Raw genomic sequence first — 11,331 nt, forward strand, 5'->3', positions numbered from 1 at the left:
GCCAGCGGGTACGCATCATCGGACCCGCTGCCAACCCACCAGATGCACGGTCATCCTGGCCATTTCGGTCTTGGTGACGCCAGACCCGTCATGCGGGCTGCAATATTACCTCCGCATTGCCTCCCCTGAGGATGTTACTTTCGCTTGACCGATGTAGCTCCGGCTGTCCGCCAGTCCGAGGTTGCACCATAGCACGTAGGATCGGAGGACTGGAGGACATCGTGGAATGCCCATTACACGCGGCCAGCGCTCGCAGCTTTAGCCGTGCGCGGGATGATCGTCTCGGCTGCTTTGCGTCTGAGCGATCCCAACAAGCTCTGCACGACAGTGTGCTGTGGCCGCCCGAACTGTCCGAGGTGTTGTTCAGCTACGCGGAGACTTGCCAGCGCCTCAGAGGGGGCTTGGCCGCCAAACCAGCGCTCGATGTCGACTGGGTTCGCGCAAATTGGGCAGCGAAATCGGCGGCCGTAGTGGGCACTCGGAAGCGGCCTAGTCTTTGCCGGTGCGAGCCTACATAGTCTTGGCGGAGGTATTCTTAAGGAAGTGGCAGCAAAGGTCGCGTAGCCGCAACCGACCGTCGCAAGTGGCGCAGTCGCTCTGCGTAGCAGTGGGACTGCGCCAGCGTATTTATCGGACTGTCAATTGGGCCCTACCAGATCTGGGCGTTTTGCAAGCAGTACCTCCAACGTAGGGTCAGGGTAGATCGTAAGCACATGGTCGTGTGCAGCCAGCTTCGACGCGGAGAAGAGCGCATGACGAACATCAATCTTAGCTGCCAATCCATTGCGGATGCATGCTCACAGCGAACCATCGCCGATCAAAACACGACATGGAGAACGCTTGGCCCGAGACGTCGAGGTTTCCAGATGATACGAGGAAAGAAGCCGATGGCGCGGATGGTCGTAGCAATCAGGCGCGCGTTCGCCATGTACGATCTCGATCGGTGCTGCGCAATTTGGTGGCTCTATCGTCTCCATTTCGGAGTCACCCGCGACGTGATGTTGGGGCTCGCCGCGGTCACAATTGCTCAGGAGAGATCCCGCTGCGGAATCTAGAAATAGTGGCATCGAGCGCATGCCGGCTCGGCCACCGAACCTGCCGCAGGTTACGCGTTTGGCTGGCGGACAAAAGCCTTGCCCAACGGCAATCGCTTCAAGTCTCTCCCGGCCAACAGGCCGCAAATCACATCGAGTACCGGGGGCCTGCGCGGTGCACTGATGGTGCCGGCCAACGCGATCAGCAGGGCGCGAAGATCGGACTTGTGCTCGCACTTCACACTTAACGTCGAAACTGTCGACGGATGATGCTGCCCATAGCCGAGTTGTGAGTGGCCGAACGGTGGCGCAAGCGATCGTCGAGGATTTACGTACTGCGACGAAGAGCAAGGCGGCCGCTGCGCAACATGCCGCTCTTGCTAAGAAGCGGTTGTCAGGTTTGAGACCGACGTTCAAAAGTTGACACTTGCATGGGGTGGAAACGACTGGAGAACCTCCAATTTTCAAGCGGCACGCTGCTTGCACCATGTGAAGCCAACGGACGCGGTTCCCGCATGCCAGCTCTTTGAAGCGGAGTATGCATCTTTCAAATGCTTCCACTCACCTAGGACGAGGCCCAAGTCCGCCTGGCTAACTTCAGGACACTCCCATGAAAAATTCGCTTTTTCTCGCAGCGTCGCTATCCATGAGCTGTTTGATGGCCGCGGGGCTGTCGCATGCGCTAGCGCCTGCGAGCGGGGCTGAGGATCCTTTTCTTTGGCTTGAGGAAATCGAAGGGCCGCGCGCATTGGATTGGGCTCACACCGAGAACGACAAGACACTCAGTGCGCTCCAATCTGATCCACGTTACCAGCGCTTCTACGGGGAAGCGCTCCACGTTCTTCAGGCCAGGGACCGAATTCCGTACGTCTCATTGGGACGGCGCGGCCTCGACAATTTCTGGCAGGACGAGAACCAGGTGCGCGGCGTCTTGCGACGCACGACGCTTGAAAGCTATCGCACCCAGAGCCCTCGATGGGAGACCATCCTCGACGTGGATGCTCTCGCCGACGCGGATAAGAAAAACTTGGTCCTTAAAGGGGTGAGCTGCCTTCCGCCCGAAGAGCGCCTATGCTTGCTCAACTTGTCTGACGGCGGAAAGGACGCTGTGTTCGTCCGGGAGTTCGACGCTATCGCCAAAACCTTCGTCACGAACGGCTTCGCACTTCCCGAGGGAAAACAGCAGGTCACTTGGGTAAACAGCGACACGGTCCTAATTGCACGAGATTGGGGCGAAGGGACCATGACGCAAGCCGGTTACCCTTTCGTCGTGAAGGAGCTCAAGCGCGGTCAGTCGCTCGCGGAAGCGCGCGAGGTCTTCCGTGGCGAGCCGACCGATGTCGGGGCCAGTCCATTCGTGCTGCGCGACAGTGAAGGCAGGGTCCATGCGACCGGCGCGGTGCGCGGCATCAGTTCGTTCGAACATGAGTATGTTCTCTTTGGGGCCAAGCCGACTAAGCTCAATCTGCCAAAGAAGGCGACCATCGGGGCCATCGCCAGTGGTCGCCTGCTGGTCACACTCAACGAAGACTGGATGCCACCATCCGGAGAGACCCCCTTCTCAGCTGGCTCGATCATCTCGTATGACCTGGCCGAATGGAAGCAGGATCCGCTGCGCGCCAGACCCTCGCTCGTTTTCAAGCCTGGGCCTCGACAAGCGCTCAGCGGATTCACCGCCACAAGAAACCTGTTAATCCTAACGATTCTCGACAATGTTCAGGGTAAGGCGTTCGTCTACAAGTACCATCAGGGCGCCTGGCGGGCCACGCCGATCCCGCTTCCAGAGAATGCGAGCGTCGGTCTGGCTGCAGCATCGCATGAAACGGACGAGGCGATGTTCACCGTCTCCAGCTTTCTTAGCCCGACGATGCTCTGGTACTTCGACGCGGCAACCGAACGCCTTGAGGCACTGAAAGCGACGCCTCCGAGGTTCGACGCCTCCAGACTTGTCGTCGAACAGTTCGAGGCAATCTCGCGCGATGGCACCCGCATTCCTTACTTTCTGCTACGACCCAAGAGTGCAAGGTTTGACGGATCAACTCCAACGCTTCTCTATGGTTATGGTGGCTTTCAGACTCCGCTCATCCCCTCTTACGTGGGCCTCACCGGACGACTCTGGCTCGAGCAGGGCAACGCGTATGTTGTCGCGAACCTGCGCGGCGGGGGTGAGTTCGGGCCGCAATGGCACCAGACTGCTCAAGGAGCAACGAAGCAGCGCACATGGGATGATTTTATCGCTGTCGCGGAGGACTTGATCCGGCGCAAAATTACTTCTCCCCGCCGACTGGGCGTAGTCGGCGGTAGCCAAGGAGGCCTCCTGGTAGGGGCAGCAATCACCCAACGACCCGAGCTCTTCAATGCGGCCATCTTACAAGTTCCGCTGTTCGACATGATTCGGTTCACTAAGCTGGGCGCCGGAGCCTCCTGGATCGGCGAGTATGGCGATCCCACCATTCCCGAACAGCGCAAGTGGCTCGAGGCCTACTCGCCCTATCAGAGGTTGGTGCCAGGCAAGACCTACCCGGCCCCCTTCATTCTCACGTCCACCAAGGACGACCGCGTGCATCCAGCGCATGGCCGCAAGGCGGCGGCGAAGCTCGCTGCGTTGGGCCAACCGTACCTCTACTATGAGAATATCGACGGGGGGCATAGCGCCGCCGCCAACCTCATTGAACAGGCACGCCGGATTTCTTTGGAATATACTTATGCATCCCGGCGGCTTGTCGATGAGTGATGTCGAGGACTAAGATCTACTTCAATGATGAGCTTGGCGGACGAAGTTTTCGGCAGCGGTGTCAGCAAGCCCGTCTTTGCTCATTCTGCGCAGACTATGTTGGGGATGAATACGAGCGATCCAGCTACGCCCTCAGTCTCGCCTATCAGTCCGGGTAGATCACTCAAGGCCGATTTCTCGTTAATACCCACGAGGCATTTGGTGTGAAGAGCCCCGAGAGCAAAGCCGATGCGTTAGCCTCTCGATCCCGTGGCTTCATTGGCAGTGCGGATGCGGATAGGGATAGCGCCTTTCTCATCAAGTCCCCGAAATCATCCGTTCGCTTCTCAGCATGTTTATGGAAGCAGTTATAAAAATCGTTCGCGACATGGAGGAAGTTCTTAAACGCATCCTCCAACTCGGGATAGCGTCCAGACCAAATGCGAGTGAGGAGCCAAGGACGAAGCTGTTGCAACTTTTCGTCCATTGATGCCTCAATCGAAGGCTGGCCACCGCCAAGAACCCAGCTTGTCCAAGCGGTCCAAGTAGCCAAGCCAGCCATCTCGGCCCACTTATCAACGACTTCGGCGTAATACTCATCCTCCCTTTGTTTTTCGGCATCGAAACCGAGTTGTTCGCGCACCCACTGCTCATGATCTGCTTTGATCTTGCGCAGACGTTCGAGCGTGTATTCTCCCACTTGCGCGTCGATCACCTTGTGGTGGTTACGGCAGAGAAGGATAAGGTTGTTGTAGCTATTGCGCCGCTCCATCGGAATTGTTGGGTCTGCGCGAGGACCATCATTGCTCTCTGCGACCATGTGGCAATTTTCGCCAACTAACGTGGGGTCATCAGTTTCGGTCTCGTCTTCGTAAAGATCGATCCGGCATTCAGGGTGAGAGCAACGTCCTGCGGCGCGTCCCCACAACATCTTCTGCGTTTTGACTGAGATTGCCATGCCTGGAGAGTGGCAGCCCCGTGAGCCAGATGCAACGGTTTCGGGGGACTTCTACGTGGACGTACGGTCCAATCCCCTCAACCGCCGTCCGATCTTCCTTCTTCGCCCACGCATCGCTATCTTGAGCGCTCCTCATCCGTCATCGGAATCATCGGCCTCGGCTTCGGACGGGCCGGTGAACGGGGGGTGGCAAGTGTCGAAGAAGTAATTTACCGGTTGATCCGCTGTCATGAGCATCACCTGTGCCCTGAACCAGAATTCGATGCCGTCGGGTCGGATGCGTCGCTTCCTTTCTTCGGGCGTCAGAGGAACTAAGTTGTAACCAGCAAATGGATCGCTATAATCCCTCGCGTTGGTCGTACCGAAGTGCTTCAAACCGGCCACCAGCTTGGCGTTCCCCATCGCTGCGTTATGCTTGAGGCGCTCTCTGAGTACGTGCCTCTTTGCCTTTATCAGGCCGGCGCTCGCTCCAGGGTGAATTCGGCTGTCATGAAACAATTTGTAGGCAGTTAACGATTTCAACTTTTCATTCTGTTCGGCCGTTATATCGAGCCAATTAATCGGATCTCTTCTTGCGATTCGGTCGATCTCGGTGGGCAGTAGTTTGTGGGAACTCCCAAGGGTCGTAAAGCCACATGCTGAGAATATCTCGCCAATCAACTCAGAGCAGAACACTCTCTGATGGCGCTTCCGGGTAATACGCAGGTTGTATTGATCGCCCGCTAGTGCAACAAACGCATTCTGAAACAAGCCAAGATTTGCGAAATCATCCTGCACCAAGAAAGCGTGTAGCGGCGCAAATCGCAGTATCCGGTAACTCGCCTTGGGGTGCATCACCTCCATGAAAACCGTCTCCTCGACGCCCGTTCTCACAGAATGAAATAGAGTGTACTTCCCAATAAACATCGCGGCGTGCGTGGCGATCGGCAATCCATCGTGATAAATGCACGTTGCCCGACACGACTTGCCGATTTCTCATCGCCGTAGATTAAAACGATATCGCCAAACATCGTTATGTCCCCCCGATGGCACTGAACCTGGGTGGCATTAAACCGGCATAAAAATCTTGAGAAAGTTAGCACGCGTTCATTGTACGTGCGACATTAAACTCCAAGGCCCGAAACGTCGTGCGCACCATCGCACCCGCGACATCTTACGGCCCCGTGTTGTGGGTCACAGGATCGGGACAGTCGGGGGGAGGGGCCGGGCATCGACTGCAAATTGCCGACGCAGCGATTGACTCTGCGGAAGAGCGCTAGGATGGCGGCTTGGTTGGTGGTGATCGATTAAAGATTGCACATCTCTGGGATCAGGCTTGGCTCAAAGGCGGTGGGACCGTCGCTGCGGCTTCAAATGCCTTGCGCAGCAGGCGCCTCAGCAAGACCTTCGCTTGTTCCTCGGTCGTTGGGTTTGAGGGCGCTGGATTTTTCCGGCGAGCGTGCCTTGACCAATTCGCGGTCTGTTTGAGCAGCTTCACTTCGTTACGCGGAGCCCAATCCAGAGCGAGGAAGGCGGTCTCACCACCACCAAACCTCTGCATCAGACATTCAAGGGCGTTGTAGAGGTCGAACCAAAATGTTGGTGGGCGCGCCGGGTCGGGCGGGAACGCTCGACCAAAGTAAATCAGCGCATCCTCCAAAAGATCATCGCCATCCGCGATCGCCGCCCAGCTTTGCGCTTCGCTTGGTATGGGAGGTGGCTGTGGCATTGGTTTGCCGTCAGCGCCTACCGTCACAGTCGCAGCGGCAGCTCTCAATCGCAAACGTCCGAAACCCTGGGCGAAAACTGTTCGGTGAACTTTGCCTTCGGGCGTAATTTCGGCAACACCAGAAAACTGGAGCGGCTGACAATCTCTCATCACTGACATAGCGCCATTTAATCGTTCAATGTGAGCGACCACGCGGTCGCGCACCTCGCTTGCTGATGTAAGGTCATCAAGGGAAGCTGATCGCAACACATGGTCGGTGCCATGTACCTCGACCCACGGGTCAAACGGGGGCTTGAGCATATCGCACCAGTCTTGGAGATCATTATCATCGCCGCGCAGTACGGCCCCCCAACTCTTGGACATTCCCGTCACCTTTCATCGTTCCCCCGGCCACCACGTTGACGGCGGATCGCTCGCCGAAATCTTCTTCGGCCGCAGCGCAATAAGATGGCTGCGCTTGTGCGGATAACCTCGCACCTGCGAGCAGTCCTTGCAACGCATGTAGCGTTCCAGCTCGTGGATCGGCGGGTCTCACAGCCAAGACACACTTCACTTCGAGATATAGGTACCCGGCGTTGAGAGCATCCCCGAGCGCTGGCGACGGCTGGGCCGGTCCTTGGAAGGCAAGCATACGCTTATTCCAGGCTTCGCAGGCAAGCCGGTCGGCGACCTTGCGCGCCTCCGTAGCCCGCTCTGCCGATGCGCATCTGTTGGGGAGGAGGCGCCCTTTGTTCCTTTCGCCCACCTAAAAGCGACTATCCGGTCGTGCGGTGGTGTTACTCCTCTAGCTGCTAGCTGATACACCGCACCGACGCTTAGGCCGCCCTAATGCCATGCTGCACTGCGAACCTAAAGCGAGCTAGATCGTCCGTAATTCTGCGGTCGTTGCGCATCCGGGATCGTCGGCATCTACTTCATTGACGATCGAGAACGCATGAGCGGGGCGTTCCAAGGAGGTGAGGGATGAAATTGCAACTAATTGCACTGAGCCTTCTGATCGCGACGCCGGTCGCGGCCGAGACCTACAAGGACTACGAGTGCCAGTATCACGGCAAGTTGTTCGACAATTGCGCGGTGCCTGCGAACAAGTGCGATCCTCTTCCACCGGAGCAGCGCGGGGGCGGCATGAGCCGGGCATGGTCCCAGCTTGCAGACGCACACCCGAAATTTAACTGGGAAAGGCTGAACGCGCTGTGCAAGCGGGTGTGTGACGGGCAAGCTCACACCGGACGAGGCGCTTCATGGCTACTGCGCGGTGCGGCCTAAACTGTAATCCAGCGTGCCTTCTCAACTGGACGTCCCCGCGTAGAATGTCTCCCGGAGAGCGCCAAAGACTGCACATGTGCAACGCACCAAACCTTAGCCTCGCAGCTCGTCCAAGCCGTTGCAGCACCGCGCTACGCAGATCACGATCAATCACCCTACAACTTCGGGATTGGCAAAGAATGATGGACGTTGAGTTTATCCGGGCGAGTTATCGTCCAGACCGAATTACCACGCTGTTTGTGGGTGAGAGCGCGCCAGCCAGTGGCGATTTTTTCTATTTTGGCAACAACGCCATGCTACGGCACATGCAGCGTGCCACAGAGGCAGCGCTCGGCCCCGCCGACGGGGAGTTTTTAGATCGCTTCAAGGCGTACGGCTGGTTCCTTGATGACCTAGTACTCACGCCCGTGGACAAATTGTCTCCTGCCGGACGTAAGGCGAAGTGTCTCGCTGCCATGGACAGCCTAAGAGATCGAATTGCTGCCTATCAACCTCTCGCGATCGTTTCTATGCTTATCAGTATCGAGAGCATTGTCGAGGCGGCCGCAAAGGCGGCTGGGAGCAATGCTCCACGATATGGCGTGCCATTTCCCGGCATGGGACAGCAAACACGCTTTCACAATGCTATGCTCGAAATACTTCCTTCACTTCCACGGAATGGGATGATCACGAACAGCGCTAGGTAAACTCGTGCTCAAGCGATCCTCTTGGCGAGCCTCGGGCAATCTCGAATTGGTCCCTCCCACCATGGAGCCTACGAAGTGATCCGGCTTGAAAGCAACTGGAAGGAGCGCCTGCACACTACGCAGCCGTACGGGCTAATGATAACTCAGCGTGACCGGAGCCATGCCATATGAACTCTGACAAAAGCGCGCGAGGCAACGCCAGTCAATTCTTTGTTGCGGGTGAACTATGTCGTCGCGGCTACTGTGCTGTTGTCACCCTCGGCAATACTCCCAATACCGACATCTTGTGCAGCAACCTTGCTGGCACTCGGTTTGTCCATATTCAGGTAAAGACATTCGTCCCCGGCCGACGTACTTGTAGCGTGGGACAGAAGGCCGAGCGAAACTTCGGCGACAATTTCTTTTGGGTGCTTGGCGGAATTCCCGAGCCGGGCTCAGCACGACCGTTCGAGTATTACGTCATTCCCGACAGTGTTATGGCGGAGAACGTTACCCGAGCGCACCAGCAGTGGCTCGCTACAGCGGGAGCGAAAGGCCAAGCTCGCAACGAAACTACGGTGCGGACGGTGCACTTGCCACCGTTCACATCGGTAAGCGGATGGGATGTTACTGAGTTTCGTGATCGCTGGGAGCTGATCGAAGCCAAGCTGAACGCGTCATGAACCGTGGGCCATTCACCCCATGGAAGCGGTCGTGCTCGGCGTCGATGGTGTCTCCGATTTCATTGGCCGAAGGCGGTGACGACCTCCGCATGCTCCCTCTGTCGACGCAGAAGGCGAGCTTGGAGCGCCTGCTGGCGCGACGTCCTGAGGGCGTCTTCATCAACCCCTTTGAGCGGGGCGAGCTTGGGCCTGATCTGTTTCGAGCGGCATGTCACATCGGTCTGGAGGGGCTGGTGTCAAAGCGGCGCGACCGGCAGTATCAGGCCGTAGTCGCGCTCCCCTGTCGAATTCAACCGCCCGATCCCCTCCTAGGAATTGACTCCGGCGATCACGTTTGTCACGCTATTGTTCTAGGCAGCAGCATTGCACCACGGCCCCGCACTGCTATCGAATGCTGATTTGGCAATGGACACAGCCTGTTTGGTTGGGTGTCAGATCGCGTAATCTGTACCAGACTGCTCTTCGCGGCTTCGTATTTCGCGGTTGGACCCCAATGATTTTCAGCGAAAACAAATGGTGGAGGTAGACATGGATTCTTCGCAGCGCGATCGGCTTGCTGAGGTTGTTGCGACTGTATGGCCGGCGCACGTACAAGCAATCAAGGGGTCTATGACCCTCGAAACCTTGATCGAGGCAGAGTCCACTGGCCAGGAAAAGACGCTGTTCAAGCAAACGAAGCATGGAGATAGCTTTGACTGGATTGCGTCAGCAGAGATCTTGCTTGTCGGAATAAAGGTGAGCAGGTCTCTAATAGAGTTATACTATTTCATAAAAGAAAAGCAGGGGGCGGCGCCGTCACCTGAGGCACTTAAGGAAGAATATTCGAAAACCTCCCCTGGTGAACTCGAAAACAAGGTTATCCAACGTGACCTTGGCCAAGTGGTAAAGGCAATCTCTGATTCGATCGGGCTCTTGAATTGAGGGCTTAACTACAATGCGCTTTATCGCGAAAGCCTGTGGACTAGTTGTTCATTTGGTTAGTGCGATAAAGTTCAATCCACTAGCCTTGATCGTTACTTTTGGCCTTATTCAGTCGCCGAACTGGTCGTCGGGATTGGTATTCCTTTTAGCATTCGTAGCAATTAGCTCCTCATGGATCAGCATTTCATTTCGAAAATCAGCAGCCAATACTTATCAATTCATCCATGATTTCACCACCGATCGCAAAGCGGCTGACTTGGTTGAACAAGACATTCGGAATTTTGTTCCGGACATAGAATTCTTCCAAAGCCACAAATTCAAACGAGATCCCCACCTTCAAGCCGTGGCCTCGGCCTACTGGAGACCGCTAGCAAGGTGCTTTGTTTATATGGGCAATGAGAGATTGGGTGCATGCAAGGCATACCCAACGTTTGTTGGCCCTGCGTTCGTCGTTTTGGACGGGCGGTTCGATAGGAGCAACCCCTTCGATCTATTTAGCCTGAACCACGAGTTGGCCCATCTCTATGACATTAGCTTTAGGCAGCAAGTAATGTACCTGTATTCTCGTGCGCCGTTGATTGTCAACGCGGTGGGGCTAGCACTTCTGCTCGTGAGCACAGTTCAGTGGGTTGTTGCAATTTTGGTGATCGGGTACTTGTTCGTCATCTCGCGACCCACGCTTTTGCTCGCGGAACGCGAGGGGTTCGCAGACACCATTGGCATCGTGCGCCTAGACAGTCGTGAGGCGCAGCTTGAAGTTCTAAGCAGTTTGATTGCTCGCTACACCGACTACTGTGAGTTGACTAATTTCCCCAGGTTTGAGTGGTCCTACAGGCTTCGCAACGCGCGATGGTTGCTAGCGGAGCTGGAACGTGAGAAGTCGCCGTTAAGACGCCCTATCTGGACCGCTCCAGGGTTCGTTTTGATCGACGCGGCAATTGTGATTGCAGCGTGGTATGGTGGTTCGCTGACATCTTCTGCGAGCCTATGGTTTTTTGCAGCGATGTTCTTGGTGGCTGTGTGGTCGATATTGAAGTGTAGAAAGTGGGCATGGAGGGCTCGTTTGGCGACTGAGGAGGCTGCCATGCTAACGGCAGGCGATAGCTTGATGACGATGCCTATGAAAGCGCTCTATCGAAAGACATCTCCTGAGAACGCCGAAGAAAGTATTAGAGTATTCAATAAGCAGCTTGCTGAGCGAATTGCGGAAGATAGTGCTCGATCACCAAACAAACCGTCAGGCCAGTGAGTCTTGTATGGCCCGATTTGGGTCAAAGGCTGCCTTTCGAAGCCAGCGTCATTTTGGTCAGCTTACCGCTCGGAGGCGGACATGACGGCGCTTTGGGTGGAGGTCAGCCAAGGGCCATAAACCGACTTCACTTC

The 11,331-nt window shown here is 56.3% G+C and carries 10 protein-coding genes and 1 pseudogene; 7 read left to right on the top strand and 4 right to left on the bottom strand.

What is annotated here, in order from left to right; translation table 11 throughout:
• The first annotated feature begins 752 nt into the window (after positions 1-752).
• Both P6U28_RS38200 and P6U28_RS38205 read left to right on the top strand, forming a co-directional pair.
• Positions 753-1,055 carry a hypothetical protein gene (locus tag P6U28_RS38200; protein ID WP_407120947.1) on the top strand — a complete coding sequence of 101 codons (303 nt, stop codon included), beginning with the start codon at positions 753-755 and terminating at the stop codon, positions 1,053-1,055.
• A gap of 589 nt (positions 1,056-1,644) precedes the next feature.
• Positions 1,645-3,768, top strand: coding sequence for a prolyl oligopeptidase family serine peptidase (locus P6U28_RS38205; protein ID WP_407120949.1), 2,124 nt, complete (start codon positions 1,645-1,647; stop codon positions 3,766-3,768).
• Between the two features lie 163 nt (positions 3,769-3,931).
• Here the strand turns inward: P6U28_RS38205 and P6U28_RS38210 are convergent, their stop codons facing one another.
• From P6U28_RS38210 to P6U28_RS38225, 4 genes and pseudogenes are all read right to left on the bottom strand, one after another.
• Positions 3,932-4,705 carry an HNH endonuclease gene (locus tag P6U28_RS38210; protein ID WP_407120950.1) on the bottom strand — a complete coding sequence of 258 codons (774 nt, stop codon included), beginning with the start codon at positions 4,703-4,705 and terminating at the stop codon, positions 3,932-3,934.
• Positions 4,706-4,837: 132 nt separating this feature from the next.
• Entirely contained in the window at positions 4,838-5,548 is a 711-nt protein-coding gene (locus tag P6U28_RS38215) for a hypothetical protein (RefSeq protein WP_407120951.1), read from the bottom strand.
• A 466-nt stretch (positions 5,549-6,014) separates the two neighbouring features.
• Positions 6,015-6,776 (bottom strand): hypothetical protein, encoded by a 762-nt coding sequence (locus tag P6U28_RS38220; protein ID WP_407120952.1) that lies wholly within the window; start codon positions 6,774-6,776, stop codon positions 6,015-6,017.
• A 12-nt stretch (positions 6,777-6,788) separates the two neighbouring features.
• Positions 6,789-7,158, bottom strand: a pseudogene (locus tag P6U28_RS38225) (hypothetical protein).
• Positions 7,159-7,376: 218 nt separating this feature from the next.
• Here P6U28_RS38225 and P6U28_RS38230 point away from each other — a divergent pair.
• The 5 genes from P6U28_RS38230 (at position 7,377) to P6U28_RS38250 (ending at position 11,197) form a co-directional block, all read left to right on the top strand.
• On the top strand, positions 7,377-7,679 hold the full coding sequence (locus P6U28_RS38230; protein ID WP_407120953.1) for a hypothetical protein: 303 nt from the start codon (positions 7,377-7,379) through the stop codon (positions 7,677-7,679).
• 179 nt (positions 7,680-7,858) lie between these two features.
• On the top strand, positions 7,859-8,365 hold the full coding sequence (locus tag P6U28_RS38235; protein WP_407120954.1) for a hypothetical protein: 507 nt from the start codon (positions 7,859-7,861) through the stop codon (positions 8,363-8,365).
• 167 nt (positions 8,366-8,532) lie between these two features.
• Positions 8,533-9,027: a hypothetical protein gene (locus tag P6U28_RS38240; protein WP_407120955.1), complete on the top strand. Its 495-nt coding sequence runs from the start codon at positions 8,533-8,535 to the stop codon at positions 9,025-9,027.
• Between the two features lie 528 nt (positions 9,028-9,555).
• Entirely contained in the window at positions 9,556-9,948 is a 393-nt protein-coding gene (locus tag P6U28_RS38245) for a hypothetical protein (protein WP_407120957.1), read from the top strand.
• Positions 9,949-9,961: 13 nt separating this feature from the next.
• Complete coding sequence (locus P6U28_RS38250; protein ID WP_407120959.1) at positions 9,962-11,197, top strand: hypothetical protein; 1,236 nt, start codon at positions 9,962-9,964, stop codon at positions 11,195-11,197.
• The last annotated feature ends 134 nt before the right edge of the window (positions 11,198-11,331 follow it).

It is taken from the genome of Bradyrhizobium sp. STM 3561 (genome assembly GCF_045571455.1).
GTDB lineage: Bacteria > Pseudomonadota > Alphaproteobacteria > Rhizobiales > Xanthobacteraceae > Bradyrhizobium > Bradyrhizobium vignae.

Excerpts from the sequence above, each read along its gene's own strand:
- P6U28_RS38205 (WP_407120949.1), top strand. The coding sequence starts at position 1,645 with ATGAAAAATTCGCTTTTTCTCGCAGCGTCGCTATCCATGAGCTGTTTG.
- P6U28_RS38230 (WP_407120953.1), top strand. The coding sequence starts at position 7,377 with ATGAAATTGCAACTAATTGCACTGAGCCTTCTGATCGCGACGCCGGTC.
- P6U28_RS38235 (WP_407120954.1), top strand. The coding sequence starts at position 7,859 with ATGATGGACGTTGAGTTTATCCGGGCGAGTTATCGTCCAGACCGAATT.
- P6U28_RS38200 (WP_407120947.1), top strand. The coding sequence starts at position 753 with ATGACGAACATCAATCTTAGCTGCCAATCCATTGCGGATGCATGCTCA.
- P6U28_RS38240 (WP_407120955.1), top strand. The coding sequence starts at position 8,533 with ATGAACTCTGACAAAAGCGCGCGAGGCAACGCCAGTCAATTCTTTGTT.
- P6U28_RS38220 (WP_407120952.1), bottom strand. The coding sequence starts at position 6,776 with ATGTCCAAGAGTTGGGGGGCCGTACTGCGCGGCGATGATAATGATCTC.
- P6U28_RS38250 (WP_407120959.1), top strand. The coding sequence starts at position 9,962 with ATGCGCTTTATCGCGAAAGCCTGTGGACTAGTTGTTCATTTGGTTAGT.
- P6U28_RS38245 (WP_407120957.1), top strand. The coding sequence starts at position 9,556 with ATGGATTCTTCGCAGCGCGATCGGCTTGCTGAGGTTGTTGCGACTGTA.
- P6U28_RS38215 (WP_407120951.1), bottom strand. The coding sequence starts at position 5,548 with ATGGAGGTGATGCACCCCAAGGCGAGTTACCGGATACTGCGATTTGCG.
- P6U28_RS38210 (WP_407120950.1), bottom strand. The coding sequence starts at position 4,705 with ATGGCAATCTCAGTCAAAACGCAGAAGATGTTGTGGGGACGCGCCGCA.